At 64.3% G+C, this 15,530-nt stretch carries 13 protein-coding genes; 9 read left to right on the forward strand and 4 right to left on the reverse strand.

Annotation, left to right across the window (positions count from 1 at the left end; translation table 11 throughout):
- The first annotated feature begins 12 nt into the window (after nucleotides 1–12).
- The 4 genes from ugpC to QAZ22_RS09005 all read left to right on the forward strand — a co-directional run bounded on the left by ugpC (nucleotide 13) and on the right by QAZ22_RS09005 (nucleotide 4,103).
- Nucleotides 13–1,071 (forward strand): sn-glycerol-3-phosphate ABC transporter ATP-binding protein UgpC, encoded by a 1,059-nt coding sequence (ugpC, locus tag QAZ22_RS08990; RefSeq protein WP_278206364.1) that lies wholly within the window; start codon nucleotides 13–15, stop codon nucleotides 1,069–1,071.
- 503 nt (nucleotides 1,072–1,574) lie between these two features.
- A complete protein-coding gene (locus QAZ22_RS08995; RefSeq protein ID WP_278206365.1) occupies nucleotides 1,575–2,099 on the forward strand; it encodes a sigma-70 family RNA polymerase sigma factor in 525 nt (174 codons plus the stop codon).
- A complete protein-coding gene (locus tag QAZ22_RS09000) occupies nucleotides 2,086–3,012 on the forward strand; it encodes an anti-sigma factor (RefSeq protein ID WP_278206367.1) in 927 nt (308 codons plus the stop codon). Before QAZ22_RS08995 ends, QAZ22_RS09000 begins: the two co-directional genes overlap by 14 nt.
- Nucleotides 3,013–3,212: 200 nt before the next feature.
- The gene (locus tag QAZ22_RS09005) at nucleotides 3,213–4,103 is read left to right on the forward strand and encodes an adenylate/guanylate cyclase domain-containing protein (RefSeq protein WP_278206369.1); all 891 of its coding nucleotides are present in this window, start codon (nucleotides 3,213–3,215) and stop codon (nucleotides 4,101–4,103) included.
- Between the two features lie 314 nt (nucleotides 4,104–4,417).
- Here the strand turns inward: QAZ22_RS09005 and QAZ22_RS09010 are convergent, their stop codons facing one another.
- Nucleotides 4,418–5,521, reverse strand: a complete 1,104-nt coding sequence (locus QAZ22_RS09010; protein ID WP_278206371.1) for an ROK family transcriptional regulator — start codon at nucleotides 5,519–5,521, stop codon at nucleotides 4,418–4,420.
- Between the two features lie 47 nt (nucleotides 5,522–5,568).
- On the reverse strand, nucleotides 5,569–6,219 hold the full coding sequence (locus tag QAZ22_RS09015; protein WP_278206372.1) for an SGNH/GDSL hydrolase family protein: 651 nt from the start codon (nucleotides 6,217–6,219) through the stop codon (nucleotides 5,569–5,571).
- A 444-nt stretch (nucleotides 6,220–6,663) separates the two neighbouring features.
- Here QAZ22_RS09015 and QAZ22_RS09020 point away from each other — a divergent pair, with 444 nt between their 5' ends.
- The 5 genes from QAZ22_RS09020 to QAZ22_RS09040 all read left to right on the forward strand — a co-directional run bounded on the left by QAZ22_RS09020 (nucleotide 6,664) and on the right by QAZ22_RS09040 (nucleotide 11,963).
- The gene (locus QAZ22_RS09020; RefSeq protein WP_347566950.1) at nucleotides 6,664–7,689 is read left to right on the forward strand and encodes an ABC transporter substrate-binding protein; all 1,026 of its coding nucleotides are present in this window, start codon (nucleotides 6,664–6,666) and stop codon (nucleotides 7,687–7,689) included.
- 81 nt (nucleotides 7,690–7,770) lie between these two features.
- Nucleotides 7,771–9,300, forward strand: a complete 1,530-nt coding sequence (locus QAZ22_RS09025) for a sugar ABC transporter ATP-binding protein (RefSeq protein ID WP_278206375.1) — start codon at nucleotides 7,771–7,773, stop codon at nucleotides 9,298–9,300.
- Nucleotides 9,297–10,259 carry an ABC transporter permease gene (locus QAZ22_RS09030; RefSeq protein ID WP_278206376.1) on the forward strand — a complete coding sequence of 321 codons (963 nt, stop codon included), beginning with the start codon at nucleotides 9,297–9,299 and terminating at the stop codon, nucleotides 10,257–10,259. The genes QAZ22_RS09025 and QAZ22_RS09030 overlap by 4 nt, the downstream gene beginning before the upstream one ends.
- Nucleotides 10,260–11,213 carry an ABC transporter permease gene (locus tag QAZ22_RS09035; RefSeq protein WP_278206378.1) on the forward strand — a complete coding sequence of 318 codons (954 nt, stop codon included), beginning with the start codon at nucleotides 10,260–10,262 and terminating at the stop codon, nucleotides 11,211–11,213.
- 69 nt (nucleotides 11,214–11,282) lie between these two features.
- Nucleotides 11,283–11,963, forward strand: coding sequence for an SGNH/GDSL hydrolase family protein (locus QAZ22_RS09040; RefSeq protein WP_278206380.1), 681 nt, complete (start codon nucleotides 11,283–11,285; stop codon nucleotides 11,961–11,963).
- 674 nt (nucleotides 11,964–12,637) lie between these two features.
- On the opposite strand, the gene QAZ22_RS09045 is transcribed toward QAZ22_RS09040, so the two are convergent.
- Together QAZ22_RS09045 and QAZ22_RS09050 are read right to left on the reverse strand one after the other, a co-directional pair.
- Complete coding sequence (locus QAZ22_RS09045; RefSeq protein WP_278206381.1) at nucleotides 12,638–13,810, reverse strand: cytochrome D1 domain-containing protein; 1,173 nt, start codon at nucleotides 13,808–13,810, stop codon at nucleotides 12,638–12,640.
- Nucleotides 13,811–13,830: 20 nt separating this feature from the next.
- A complete protein-coding gene (locus QAZ22_RS09050; protein WP_278206382.1) occupies nucleotides 13,831–15,291 on the reverse strand; it encodes a multicopper oxidase family protein in 1,461 nt (486 codons plus the stop codon).
- Between the last annotated feature and the right edge of the window lie 239 nt (nucleotides 15,292–15,530).

Here is a 15,530-nt window from a genome sequence, read left to right on the forward strand (position 1 = left end):
TGGAGAGACGCAATGGCATCGGTAACCATCGACAATGTGCAGAAGGCCTTCGGAGCGACCCGGATCATTCACGACGTCAGCGTCGACATCACCGACGGCGAGTTCGTCATCCTCGTCGGACCGTCGGGCTGCGGGAAGTCGACGCTGCTGCGCATGATCGCGGGGCTCGAAACGATCTCGGCCGGCAAGATCGCGATCGGCGAGCGCGTCGTCAACAATCTGAGGGCGCGAGACCGCAACATCGCGATGGTGTTCCAGAACTATGCGCTCTACCCGCATATGACGGTGGCCGACAATATGGGCTTCGCGCTCAAGATCAAGAAAGCCGACCCGACCGACACCGCGAGCCGGGTCAAGCGGGCAGCAAGCATTCTCGGCCTCGAGAAGCTGCTTGACCGCTATCCGCGCCAGCTTTCGGGCGGCCAGCGCCAGCGCGTCGCCATGGGCCGCGCCATCGTGCGCGATCCGCAGGTGTTCCTGTTCGACGAGCCGCTCTCCAATCTCGACGCGAAATTGCGCGTCCAGATGCGCGGCGAGATCAAGGCGCTGCATCAGCGGCTCGGCACCACAACCATCTATGTCACGCATGACCAGATCGAGGCCATGACCATGGCCGACAAGATCGTCGTGCTGCATGACGGCCTTGTCGAGCAGATCGGCGCGCCGCTCGATCTTTACGACCGTCCGGCCAATCTGTTCGTCGCCGGCTTCATCGGCTCGCCCGCCATGAACTTCATCCACGGCCGCATCGAGGAGGGCATCTTTCGCAGTGCCGGCGGGCTGACGCTGCCGCTGCCGGAAGGCATCCGGCCGACCGAGGCCGCGGGGAGGGAACTGGTCTACGGCATTCGCCCCGAACATATCCGAGCGACCGGCCAAGGCCTTGCCGGCACCGTCACGCTTCTGGAGGCGACCGGCTCGGAGATATTCGCCGCCGTCGACTGCGGCGGGGAGATGATCTCCTGCCTTTTCCGCGAGCGGCTTGCATTGAAGCAGGGCGAGGCCGTGCGGATCGAAATCGACCGCGCCTCGGCGCATCTGTTCGACGCCAAGACCGGTCAACGCATCTGATCGCGGCCGGCCTCGCAGACCGAGTTGGACGGTCGGCGCCGGGCCGTCCGGGATTGTCCACTTGGCAAGGCCAGGCGACATCGATCACGTCAGCGTGATCGAAACTGGCGAGCGTTCGGGAATAAACCGACGGTTCCACCGGTCTTCCGGGCAGATGCCGCTCACGGCGTCGCAGGAGACCGAGATGACCTATCGTGACGATGCGAACGCCGGGAGGCAGGGAGAAGGCATAAGCCGCCGCTGGCCCCTGGAGCGGCTGAGCTGGACCGAAATGCTTTTGGCCTCGCCGTCATGCCTCCGGGCCTGACGCGGCGATGCGCCGTTCCGTTGCCAGACGCTTGACTCCGGTGACGCCAATGCCTTCACCTCCACCAAAGCAGGCGCCTTCGCCTGCGATCGCGATCTTCTCCCGCGCAAGCAGGGACGGATCGTCGCCTCCCGTTGAGGGTGGTCGCAAAGCCCTGGCGGGAGCGCCTGACGGTGGGACGGTGTTGAGCGAAAGAATGCTGGCCGCGCGTTTTGCCGAGGTGGTGCTGCCGCATCTCAGCGATGCGCTGTCGCTCGCTCGCTGGCTGACCGGCAATGCCGCCGACGCCGAGGATGTGGTGCAGGAGGCTTGCCTCAAGGCGCATGCCGGTATTGCCGGTTTCGCCGGGGGCAATCCGCGCGCCTGGCTGCTCGCCATCGTGCGCAACGCCTCCTACACATGGATGGCGCGCAACCGCCCGCGCGCCGTGGTCGCCGTCGGCGATCTCGCCGATCTCGACGACGTGTCGCCGCCGGACAGCTCAGACGGCCCGGAGGCGGCGCTGATCGCCAAGGCGAACTCGGCCGCGATAGAGGCGGCGATTGCCAGGCTGCCGGATGCGTTTCGCGAAACGCTGGTGCTGCGCGACATAAACGGCCTCAGCTACCGCGAGATCGCGACCATGCTCGGTGTGCCGCAAGGCACGGTGATGTCGCGGCTGGCGCGGGCGCGCAGCCTGCTGATGACGGATATTGGAGGGCGCCACGATGAGCCCGCATGAAAATCGCCCGCGCGAGGACGGATTGCCGGAAGACCCGCAGGATATGAAGCTGATGATCCACGCCCTTGTCGATGGCGAGCTCGACGCCGCGGCCGCACTTGCCGTCGAGCGGCGTATCGCCGCCGATCCCGAGCTTGCCGCCGAACATGCGCGTCTTGTGGCGCTGCGCAGCGCTGTCGCCAGCATGCCGCGTCCGGCGGTCAGCAACGACTTCCTGGCGCGCATCGCGGCCATCGCCGAGGTGAAGGATCCCGAGGTCGCGGAGGCGGCGCAGGCTCAATCAGCGATGAAGGAAGCGCAGCCGTCCGCGCGGCAACAGCAGCAAGGCAACGTCGTAGAGATGCCGCCGCGCGCGTCACGCTGGTTCAACTCCTTCGACTGGCGCCAGATGGCGGCCTCGATCGTGCTGACGGCGTTTCTCGCCAGCGGCGCGACGCAATGGCTGATGATGGAGAATGCGACCGACAGTTTCGCGGTCGACGTCGCCAACGGCCATCGCCGCAGCCTGCTTGCAGCGACGCCTGTCGATATCGTCTCATCCGACCGGCATACGGTGAAGCCGTGGCTCGACGGCCGCCTCGGCGTGTCGCCGCCGGCGCCCGACATGGCCAAGGACGGCTATGCGCTGCTCGGCGGACGGGTCGAGGTCATCGGCGACAGACCGATGCCGGCTCTGGTCTACCGCCATCACGAGCACCTGATCACCCTGGTGGCGGCGCCGCGGCAGAACGAAGCCAAATCCGTGCCGGTGGCGGACAACCTGTCGGCCGGCGGCTTCCTCTTGGTTCACTGGACCGACGATGCCTTCTCCTACTGGGCGATATCGGATGCCGAGCGCCCGGCGCTCGACGATTTCGTCGCCCGCTTCCGGGCGGCCATCATTACCAATCCGGCGGCGGGCAGCCCGGGTTAGGGAAACGAAACTCTTTGTCGCTGCTATTTTTGAGGCCGATCACCGTTTGGTGGAATGAGTGACGGCAGATGCCTGTCCGTCCGACATGATCGCGCCAAAGCACTTTGCCGGTCGCGCCAGCGCCCTGGCGCGCAAGTAGATAAGTCAAAGTTGACCTTGGTATGTTATACACGCTGCGTTCTCGGGGCGGATACGAGGCGATGGATCAGGAAAGGCTTCTAGCCGCAGTCCTCTTGGCGGATGTCGTGGGCAGCACGCCGCTCTATGAGCGCATCGGCGACGATGCCGCTCTGCGGCAGGTCTCGGATTGCCTCGACGCGATACGCGAGATCGTCGCCCAGCACGGCGGTGACTTCATTTACTCGAAGGGCGATGACGTGCTCAGCCTGTTCGAGAGACCGGAGGCGGCGCTGAGGGCCGTCTGCCAAATCAACAGCCAAATGACGAGAGCGCCGTTGAACGCCCGGATCGGATTGCATTTCGGGGCGGTCATTCGCGCGCGGGGCGCGGTATTCGGCGATGTTGTCAATGTCACCGCAAGGCTGTCCACCACCGCCAACCCCGGGGAGGTGCTGATCAGCCAGAGCTTCTTCGAAGCGCTTTCCGCGGGCAGCCGCGGTGCCTTGCGGCTTCTCGACAAAATGGCCTTCAAGGGGAAGCAGGAACTCTTCGATGTCTATACCCTGGGGAGCGACGATGGGGCCCTCAGCACGCATATCGCCAGCCGGGGCACCATTATCGAAAGGCGCTCCGCGCCGCCGCGGCAGATCAATCTGGTCATCCGCTATGGAGATCAGTTGGGATCCTGCCGAAACAACGAATTCGTGACGATCGGCCGATCTCCGGAATGCAACATCGTCGTCCAGCGGCCATGGGTCTCAAGGCACCACGCGACCTTCACCATTTCGAATGGCAAGGCCCGGCTTATCGAGCGAAGCTCGTCGGGCACATTTGTGTCGATGGGACCCGGCCATGAAGTATTCGTGCGCCGCGAAGATATTCTCCTCTTCGGCTCCGGCGTCATCTCGCCTGGACGCAGATCGTCTCTCGGCGACGCCCAGATACTTCACTACGAAATTATCTCAGGCTGACCCGGCCGGCTCGTTAGAGCGTTTCATCGTTTCACGGAAACGCTGAACCGCTCCAACTATTTGTTTTAGGCAATTCCGGACGAAAACCGCTACACACTTTTCCTGGAATTGCTCTAGCCGCGACCGACTTCAAGCGGCCGGTTTCTGCACGCTTTCGGACATTTCCGAGATCGACGAGGTGATTACCGACGAGGGCGTGTCGCAGGACGCGCTATCTTCGCTATACGTCGCCGATCGAAAGGTGACGGTGGTGCGCGTCGGCGGCCTGACAGGGACGCGTCGCCCGGTCGCCAGCCTTCGGCCACTGTAAACGTCTATTCCACCATGAACCGTGAGCTGAAGGGAAGGCTCGCCGCTCCTACCGCCTTGGGCGAACGCTCGATGTTGCCGGCAATGGCGGTTATGCCGGGCATGGCCTGCTCCAGCTCGCGGCAGATCGCCTTGCAGACCGCCTGCGGCGCGTAGGAGGACAGGACGACCGAGGTTACGGGAACGAACTGCTTCAGCGCCCCTATCGACAACTTCATCTGCTCCACAAGGTCGCGTTGCCATGCGGTCTCGGCATCGCCAAACGACGGCCAGTCGGCGCCTCGTTCCCAGAGCTCGGAGGGCGAGCTGCCTGTCTTCCGGATCTCCTGCTCCAGCCGCAGGATGCCGACGTCGAAGCTCACCGCGGCGGCGGTGTTGTAGATTTGATGATTGAGGACCAGGCGGCTGTGCAGGCGCGCGCCGAGATAGAAGAAAAGGTAGTCCGAAAGGTGTTTCGCGACGCCGAACATGCTTTCGCCGCCGGCCGCCGCGGTGATGTCGTTCTGGACATAGACAGGGTAGCCGATTTCCCTTTCGACCTCCTCCTGCAGGGCGTCGAACCGCTCGCGGGCCGCCTTCGGCGTCAGCTCGAGCTCGGCCTGATCGCCGGGCAAGGCAAGGCCGATGCCGGCGATGCGCGGGTGAAGGTGCTGCGGCAGATTGGCGATGGCCGTGGCGATGGCGCTCATGAATTGCGGATGGTTGGTGTCCTGCGCGGTCGCCGAGAACGGCAGCACCGTGCGCGAGCGGATCGAGCCGACGAAGTCGACGAGCACGACCTCCACCTGCCGATGGCCGACGCTGATGCCGACGGAGTAGGCGCCTTCCGGGTTGAGAGAGATCGGCACTGTCGGCGGCCCGACACGACCACGCTGGGCCTCGCCCTTGGCGATCAGCCCTTCCTGCTCGAGCGATCGGACGATGACGGACACCGTCTGCGCCGACAGGCCGGTCCGCTCGCCGATCTCGAGACGGGTGATGCCTTTGCTCTGGAGTAGCAGCGACAGCACGAGACGCTCGTTGTAGCCGCGCACGCTGACGGCATTGAGGCCGCTGGCGCGGTCCGCGATGCGAAGCGGGTTGGGCGGCGCAAAGCGCATGTCAGGCATGGTGCGTCCTCTCGCAATCGGTCGTGGGGGACACCCCTATGCCGCGGTCACTTCTCATCCGGCCACCCGATTGCCTCGACCTCGCGGGCCAGCGCGCTGCCCAGCAGCGCATGCGCCTGCCTGTTGATGTGGAACCCGTCGAGCGGGTCGCAGGTGACGACCGAACCCGCGTCGAAGAAATGCACTTCAAGCGAATCGGCGATGATCTCGAACTCCAGCGCCAGCTGCCGCGACTTCTCCGGCGCGCCGGAGAAGATCGACCGCCATTCCTTGATGTCGTCCAGCATCGGCGGCGGAGAGACGATCATGATCTCCGGCACGCTGCCGCCCGGGCCGGGCTTCAGCTCCTTGATGTCGTAGACAAGGCAGCCCATGGCCATCGCGACTTCTGAGGCCGGCTGGTTGAAGCGCGCCTTGAGGTCGTTGGTGCCCAGCATGATGATGACCAGATCGAGAACGGCGTGGCTCTGCAGGCAGGGTTTGAGGTAGGTGCGCCCATTCTTGTGGGCACCCTCGATCGGATCGTCGCGCACGGTCGTGCGGCCGCTCAGGCCTTCCTCGATGACATGCCAGCCGGCTCCCAATTCCTTTGCCATGACGCCGGGCCAACGTTCCGAAAGACCATAGCGGTCCAGCGGCGTGCCGCCGGGTACCTGCCCATGCGTGTTGGAGTCGCCGTAGCACAAGACCGATCGCATGCTCCTCCTCCGATGCTGCCAAGGTTCTGATTTGCAGAGGTTAATCGGACGAGAGTCCGTCGTCCGTCATTCAGCGACCCTGCCACTTGGCGGAAAGGTAGCGCAAGCCGCAAAGATAATCCATCACTCTGAATAATTATTGACAGCCGTTCGGATCGATGGTTGAAGTGAGCCTGGGAGGAATGCCCCGAACCTTTTGCGCCGACGGGCCGCCATGACGCATGGCGGCAACGCTGGAGCCATGTCTCCAGCCGCCTTGGCGCGCAGGTTGAGCAATGAACTGCAGCAGTGCCGGAGTCTCCGGCAGATGCGGCGTTCGGCCATGGCCGGACGTCGCAGGGGAAGTTGCGACCCTGACATCCAGGGTCGGTGGAGCTTGAGAAGGAGGATGGCTCAGTGAGACGGATTATCCAATCAATCGCAGCGGCGGTGATCGCGACAACGATGTTGTGCGCTCCCTCGTTCGCCGACGACGTGTCCCTGCTGGATGGGGTTACCGCCCGCGCGGGCGACAATCCGACGGTCGAGGCCGGCAAGTTCAAGAAGGATGCGCCCTGGGTCATCGGCATGAGCCATTTCGGCGTCAACGCGAACACCTGGACGGTGCAGGTCGCGCATGAAGCAGAGGCTGCCGCCGCCAAGGACAAGCGCATCGCCAAGTTCATCCTGCTCGATGCCGGCTTCGACCAGAAGAAGCAGGTCGCCGACATCGAGGACCTGATCGCGCAGAAGGTCGACGCCATAATCGTCCAGCCGGTCACGTCCACTTCGGCGGACGCCAGCATCGCCAAGGCCGTCGCGGCGGGCATCCCTGTCATCGTACACACCGGCCGTATCGAATCCGACGCGTTCACGACCGAGATCCAGGGCGGCGCCGAGCATTTCGGCAAGGTGATGGGCGATTTCCTGGTCAAGGACCTCGGCGGCAAGGGCAACATCTGGGTGCTGCGCGGGCTCGCCGGCCATCCGGAGGACACCAACCGCTACAACGGCCTGCTGCAGGCGCTGAAGGGAACCGACGTCAAGATCATCGCCGAGGAGCATGGCGACTGGCAGTACGACAAGGCCAAGAAGCTTTGCGAGACACTCTACCTGAACAACCCCGAGGTGGACGGCATCTGGTCCTCCGGCGCCGACATGACGCGCGCCTGCGTCGACGTCTTCAAGCAGTTCGGCGCCAAGATCCCGCCGATCACCGGCGAGGGCAACAACGGCTTCTTCGGCCAATGGATCGCTGACGGCTTCAAGTCGATCTCGGCAGAATACAGCCCGGCCCAGGGCGCCGCAGGCATCCGCGCCGCCGTGGCCCTGCTCGAAGGCAAGGAACTGAAGAAGCATTACGACTACAACCCGCCCGGCTGGGATCTCGAGAAGGTCAAGAAATACTATCGCGACGATCTCTCGGCCAATGTCTGGTGGCCGTCGGAGTTGCCCGAAGACAAGCTCAAGGAGTTCTACGCCAAGAAGTAAAGGGCGGCGCCATCGCGGCGCGGGCGGCGGCGACGTCGCCCGCGCCGCGGAAACTCTCCTGGATGCAGTGGTGCTTGTTTCGTGAAAACCCTCGTCGAAATGTCCGATATCCGCAAGGCGTTCGCCGGCACGGCGGCGCTGAAGGGTGTCTCGATCACGCTCCAATCCGGCTCCGTGCACGCGCTTATGGGCGAGAACGGCGCCGGCAAATCGACGCTGATGAAAATCCTCGCCGGCGTCCATCACCCGGACAGTGGCGCCATCGTTCGCGACGGGCGCCAGGTCGTCTTCCACAAGCCGAAGGATGCGCTGGAAGCCGGCATCTCGACCGTATTCCAGGAACTGTCGCTGCTGCCCAACCTGACGATCGCCGAGAACATGTTTCTCGGTCGTGAACCGACCACTGCCTTCGGCGGTATCGACCGCCGGCGCATGCGGCGCGAGGCGGGCAGGGCGCTTGCCGAGCTCGGCCTCGCGCTCGATCCGGGCACGCTGGTCTCGAGGCTCAGCATCGCCGAACGGCAATTCGTCGAAATCGCGCACGGCATCATGACAGATGCCAGCGTGTTCATCCTCGACGAGCCGACGGCGGCGCTGAACGCCGCCGACGTCGAAGTTTTGAACCGCCACATCCGCAGGCTGAGGGATGAGGGCAAGGCGGTGGTCTACATTTCGCACCGCATGAACGAGATCTTCGCCATTTGCGACACCGTCACCGTCCTCAAGGACGGCGAACTCGTCGGGACCAGGCCGGTCGCCGAGATGACTCCGGCTTCGCTGATCGCGATGATGGTCGGTCGCGAGCTCGCCGACCTCTTCCCGCAGCGCGGCAATGCCCCCGAACCCGTTGTGCTCTCGGTCGAGGATTTTCGCATCACCGAGCGTTCCAGGCCGTTCTCGCTGTCGCTCAGCCGCGGCGAGATCGTCGCGCTGGCCGGCCTGGAGGGGCAGGGCCAGCAGCGCCTGCTGCGCTCGCTGGTCGGCCAATACCATCCTTTCGCCGGCCGTGTGACGATCAAGGGCAAGTCGCTGCCGTTGCCGGTGCCGCCTGGCGGCGGGGTGCGCCGGCTGCAGGCGATGGGCGTCGGCTTCGTGCCGGAGGACCGAAAGGAGGACGGGCTGTTCTTCGGCCTCTCCGTCGCGCACAACATCGTTTCCGCGCTCCATTCGAAACGGTCGGAATTGGCGCTCGCCGCCGGCTATCAGCGTCTGATCGCCGACACGATGTCGAGCCTTGCGGTGAAGGCGAGCGGCCCGACCGCCGCCGTCGGCACGCTGTCGGGCGGCAACCAGCAGAAGGTGCTGCTCGGCCGCTACCTCGCCGCCGACATCGACATCCTGCTCGTCGAGGAGCCGACGCGCGGCGTCGACATCGGCGCAAAATCCGAGATCTACCGGCTGCTGCGCGACTTTGCGCAGAAGGGCGGCGCGGTGCTGGTGCTGTCGCGCGAGACGGTCGAGCTGATCGGGCTCTGCGACCGCATCTGCGTCGTCCACAACGACACGATCGTGAGGGAAATGCCTGCAGCCGAAGCCACGGAGCACAACATCCTCGACGCGGCGCTCAGCGCCAATGGGGAGGCCAATAGTAAACGAGGTGAGCGCCGATGACAGCCATCAGCAAACGCCTGACGGGCGCAAGGGGATCGCGCCAGGGCATGTGGATGCTGCCCTTGCTGATCGCGCTGGCGATCGCGCTCTGGCTGAGCCTCGAGACCGCGCAGTTCCTCAATGGGGAGAACCTGCTCAATCTGGTGCCGCAGGCGATGCCGCTCGTCATTACCGCGGTCGGCCAGATGTTCGTCATCCTGCTCGGCGGGCTCGATCTTTCGGTCGGCTCGATGATCAGCTTCACGACGGCGGTGCTTGCGCTTGGCGGACCCGCCTGGCTGCTGATCCCGGCCGTGTTCGTGCTGGCCGCGCTGGTCGGCTTCACCAACGGCTTCATCATCACGCGCTTCAACGTGCATCCGATCATCGCGACGCTGTCGATGCAGTACATTTTGCTTGGCATCACGCGGGTGCTGCGGCCAGTGTCCGGCGGCACCGTGCCGGATATCGTCATCAGCGCCGTCGCCGGCTCGTTCCTCGGAGTGCCGATGCCGGTATTCTGGGGGATCTTCACCCTCGCGGTTGCCTGGAAGCTCGTCTACGGCTCGCGCTTCGGGCTGCACCTTTTCGCGATCGGCGGCGGCGTGTCGTCGGGCGTCGAGGATGCGGCGCATAATTTCGGCATTGCCGACAGGCGCAACGTCATCCTCGCCTATGTGATCTGCGCATGTTTCGCGGCCCTTGCCGGCGTCTTCCTCGCCGGGCGCATCGTCTCGGGCGACCCTAATGTCGGGCTGCTCTTCGAGCTCGACGCGATCACGGCGGTTGCCATCGGCGGCACCCAGCTTTCCGGCGGCATCGGCAGCCTGCACGGCACGGTCATCGGCGCGCTCGTCATGGCGCTGCTAGCCAACGGCATGAACCTGACGAATGTGTCGCCCTTCATCCAGACCACAATAAAGGGGGCGATCCTGCTTCTGGTGGTCGCCCTGCAATCGCGCAAGAAAATGGGGTTGTAAGTGGCTGCCGCTCTCACCAACCCCGTCATGCGCCGCCTGCTTCGCATCCCGCCGGCCTACTACGTCTTTGCCGGGCTGCTTTTGGTTTTGTGGATCGCGCGGCCGAACATGCTCAACCTCAATGTCATGGGCATATTCGTGCGCCAGATCGTGCCCCTCGGCATATTGGTGCTCGGCCAGCTCCTGGTGATGCGGGTGAGAAGCATCGACCTGTCGGGCGGCGGCGTCATCCTGCTCATCAACTACACCATCTCGTCCGGCGTCTTTCCGGGCGCCTCCATGACCTTCTTCATTGTCCTGGCGTTGGCCATCGGCCTCGCCGTCGGGTTCTTCAACGGCCTGATGGTCGGAGTCAGGCGGGTCTCGGCCGTCATCGTCACGCTTGCGATCGGCATCGTTCTCGTCGGGATCGTGCAGTATCTGTCCAGCGGCAAGCCGCCCGGCGATGTGCCCGGCATGTTCGGCGACATCTACAACACCAAGCTCGGCCCGGTGCCGACGCCCGTGATCTTCTGGGTAGCGGTTTCGGCCGCGCTGTCGCTGTTCCTGTCACGCACGGTCTTCGGCCGCTATGTGACCTCGGTCGGCGAGAGCGTGCAGGCGGCACATTTCTCCGGCGTCCCGGTGGCTCGCACGGTGGTGCTTGCGCATACGCTCGCCGGCCTGTTCGCGGGGGTTGCGGCGCTGGTCCAGACGGCGTCGATCGCGGTCGGCAGCGTCAGGGTCGGCCTCGACCTGCCGATCCTGGCGGTCGCCGCAACCATCCTTGGCGGCGTCGTCTTCGGCCGCGGGGAAGGTGGCGTCTGGGGTCCCTTCTTCGGCGTGCTGTCGTTCGCGCTGCTGTTCGTCGTGATGACCACCTTCGGCGTCGACGAGCCCGGCAAGCTGATCGCGCAGGGCCTCATCATCCTGCTTGCGGCGATCCTCTACGGGATCAGGAGCAGGTCGACGTGACGGCATTTTTGAGGGGACGAGGCCGGAATGGCCAATGATCAATCGCATACGGAAAAATGGATTGGAGACATGACCAAGAGATCGATTTTGTGCTTTGGAGATTCGCTGACCTGGGGATGGATCCCGGTCATGGAGGGATCGCCGACGCATCGCTACGCCTATCAGGACCGCTGGACGGGTGCGATGGCCTCGCATCTTGGCGACGGATACCATGTGATCGAGGAAGGCTTGAGCGCCCGCACCACCAGCCTCGACGATCCCAACGATCCGCGCCTCAACGGCAGTGCCTATCTGCCCTCGGCCATCGCCAGCCACCTGCCGCTCGATCTCGTCATCGTCATGCTCGGCACCAACGACACCAAGTCGTTCTTCCGCCGCACGCCTTACGAGGTCGCCAACGGCATGGCCAAGCTCGTCGGCCAGATCCTCACCAGCGCCGGCGGCGTCGGCACGCCTTATCCGGCGCCGCAAGCGCTGGTGGTCGCGCCGCCGCCGCTGACCCCAATGCCTCATCCCTTCTTCCAGGGCATGTTCGCGGGCGGCCATGAGAAGACCGCCGCGCTCGCGGCCGAGTATCGCGCCATGGCCGATTTCATGAAGGTCGATTTCCTCAACGCCGGAGATTTCATCACCACCGACGGCTGCGACGGCATCCACTTCACTGCTGAGAACAACCACGACCTCGGCAAGGCGATAGCCGCCAAGGTCCAGGAGATATTCGCGCGCCGGTCCGATCGCAAGGTTGCTTGAGGGCGGAGTGTTTTTTTGCCGCGTATCGGCCCCTCCAGACCGATGCGCCGATTGCGGGACCGGCGCGGCACCGCCGGCCCGCATTTTTACAAGGCAGTACCGTCGGATGATGGTTCCTTCGGAACGTTGACGGGCCCCTAACTCGTTTGGGTTAGCTGTCGCTAAATTATCGCATTGACGAAAGTGTCCAGTCGAAGCGCGATGCCAGCCATGCCGTATGCTCCCTTTGGCACGCGGCAGAGGCCCTGGTGGACCCACCCAACACCACAGCACCGGGTCGGGCTGGCTCGCGTCTTGTGGAAGCAGGCGCGAGCCAGTTTGGCAACAAAAAAGCCCACCAGCAAAGCTGGGGGCAGCTTTTGGGGTAAATAGTTGGCCAGCCTGCGCAAAGGGGAGGAGCGCAGGCTGGCGCTAGAGAATAGCTTGGCGAGGAAGAATGTTTCCCTACCCCTTTCGAGTGAGCCCTCGCCTCATCCAAATGGCCGTGAACAAAAAACATTAGCGGTCGCTCATGGCGGAACGTGGCGCGAACGAAAGAGAACCTTGCGGCGACGTGCCCATGGCGCGGCACGCTCGCGAGAACATTGTCCCGATCGCCAGGTCTTTACGAAGAGGTTCTCAGGCTGCTTCTCCTTGTTGGTCTTGCAACTTCATCGGCTTCATCGGCGCTTGCTTCAGCCTGCACCGCCCAAGGCCGGGCTGGCGGACCGGAAGGTGACGCCGTTCGGTCCCTTGCCGACTTGATAGGACTTCAGGACCGACTGGTCCTTGACCGAGATTCGCGACACAGTGCCGTCGACGATGTTGGTCACGAAGACGAAGGTGCCGTCATCGCTGACGGCAACGCCATGCGCTCCGGCGCCGGTGTGGATCGTCTTGACGGCCCTGCCGCTAGCGACGTCGATCACCGAGACTGTGTTGTCAGGTGCGACCTCGGTGCCCTGGTTGGCAACGTAGACGAAGCGACCGTCGGGTGTGGCGTGGACCTGGACGGGTGAATGCCCGACCTCGATCCGTCCAATCACCTTGCGGGTGGACGTGTCGATCACCGCCACCTTGTTCTCGTCCCGTAGCGAAACATAGACGCGGCTGCCCTCGGGCGTGAAGGCGACCTGCACGGGAGCTCGGCCGACTTTGATCCGCGCAACTTCCTCGAGCTCGGCTGCGTCTATGGCGGACACAGTGCCACTCTCGACATTGGCGACGTAGATGAATTTTCCGTCAGGGCTCATCCTCAATCCATGCGGATAGTCGCCGGTCGGGACCGTCGCGATAACCGCGCCGTTCTCGAGATCGATCACGGAAACGATATTGTGTTCGGAGTCCGTGACGAAGGCTCGCTTGCCGTCGGGGTCGGCGATGACATGGGCCGGATGTGCGCCGGCGGGAAAGGAAGCGATCGGTCCCAAAGCCAGATTGGCCGTGTCAAGGACGATGAGCTTGCCATCGGCACCCATGTCCATCTCGCCCATCCCGCCCATCTTGCCGTGCTCGGCGCCCTGGCCGTTTTCACCTCCACCGTGATCGTCGGCGGAGCGCGAGACCCCTACCACAAGCAGCTTTCCCGTGCTCGGGACGAACTGGACGTTGTGCGGCATGACGGCGACCGGAATGGAGTCGACCCTCCCGGTTGAAAGGTCGATCCGGCTGATGGAGCCGCCCTGCTCGTCGGCAGTGTAGACGAAGCCTGAAGCAGCGGGCTCTGTTGCTCCCACCGGCCTGACGAAGTGGGCAGCAGCGGCGACAGCAGCGGCGGCCATCAGGGCCAACAATGTCGTGCGTCGGCTGACGCCCGAGCGGTTTTCGACCGCCAGGGCGACTGCATTGTTTCTGTGATTGTTTCTCATGGTGCTATCCTCGAAATCGGTCACGCGGAGTAGTCGACGACGGTCATCATGCCGGTCGCCATGTGATAGAGGTGATGGCAGTGGAGCGCCCATGTCCCTGGGTTGACGGCGTCGAACGCCACCGTCACTTCGCGCATCGGCGGCACCCAGACAGTGTCGCGCACGGCTCCCGCGAGGCGGCGGCCGTCGACGGCGACCACCTGGAAATGGTGGCCGTGCAGATGCATGGGATGGCCCATCATGCTGGCGTTGCGCAGCGTGAGCTCGATGCGCTCACCCTTCTTGACCGAGATCGGTCGATGGTTGCCCCATGTCCTGCCATTGAGTGTCCAGGAGTAACCCTGCATCGTACCGCCGATCTCGACGGGCTGATTGCAATCCGCAGACGCCATCGCCAGGGGCTTGGCGGCGGCGAGGCAGGACTCGAATGCGATGTCGAGGGCCATTGTCGCCTGGCCGCCAACAGGCGCGATGCGCTTTACAGCGCCGCCCCGGGTAGCCAGCACGAAACCGGTGCGCTCGACACTGCCCTCACGCAGCGCCAGGATCGCCCAAGCTCCAACCTCATTTGGAATGCGCAGCCGGATGTCGATGCGCTGGCCCATAGCGAGCGGAAAGCGATGGCCGCGCACGGGAATGACAGGATTCCCGTCGACGGCGATTGCCTCGCCTTCGAGCGACCCGGTGTCGACCCAAAACGCCGTGGCGGTCGCTCCGTTGATGAGGCGGAGCCGGACCGTGCCGTTCCGCTCTACTGCGAATACTTGCGGATCGTCCAGCGTATGGTCGTTCGCCAGATAGGCGTCATACTCGATGTCGTTGACGTCTATCGGCATGGCCATGCCCTGTCCGACAGACATGCCTGGCATATCCATGCCTGACATGCTCGACATCGAGTGCCCGGCCATGCCACTGTTTCCCGATGCAGGCGCTGATCCGGTCAGCCCGACAAGCAACTCCTCGGGAGTCTTGAAGCTGAAGTCGTGGAACAGCACCACGACAGGCTGCTCGTCCGCGCTATCTTCCGTGGGGTCTGTGATGATCAGCGGTGCGGCAAGGAGGTGCTGCTCCTGCAGCGTATGGGCGTGCATCCAATGAGTGCCGGGTGTCGAGATGGGGAAGCCGTAGTCGTAGCTTTGGCCCGGCCGCAGCAACGGCTGCGGCAGGTCGGGCACGCCGTCCTGTCCGAATGGCGGCGTCAGCCCGTGCCAATGGATCAAGGTTGGCGCGTCCAGCGCATTTTCGAGCCGGACCCGGAAGCCGTCGGCCGCCGGCATGGCAAGCCCATGCGTGCCGTCGGGCCGGACGAGACCGAAGACCTTGGCGGCACGGCCGGCAACGTCGATGACGCGGGTATCGGCCCGGATGATATTGGGGGCGGCCGCTCGCGCGGCATGAGGAATGATTAGCGGCAGGACAGCGCTCGCAGCGCCGGCAGCCGCCGTGGACGCCAGGAACTGGCGACGGGATATAGGTTGCATTGCATAGCTCTCATGTTCGTGACTTCGGGCCATAACGGCCGATGACGAAGCGCACTGACGCGATGTCGCGTGCGCTCAGGCAGTCACGACAAGCTTGGGAGGACGCAGCCGGATCGGCAGGTCGCCGGGAGAGGATACGAAGGGCGGCGCGGTCGCGACGGGGTGGCTTCCCGAAACCGCGACGAAGAGATGGTCGTCGACCGGAGTGCAGAAGGAACAGCTTGAAGCCGAGATGCCGC

Origin of the sequence: Mesorhizobium sp. WSM4906, assembly GCF_029674625.1 — a bacterium.
Taxonomy (GTDB): Bacteria; Pseudomonadota; Alphaproteobacteria; order Rhizobiales; family Rhizobiaceae; genus Mesorhizobium.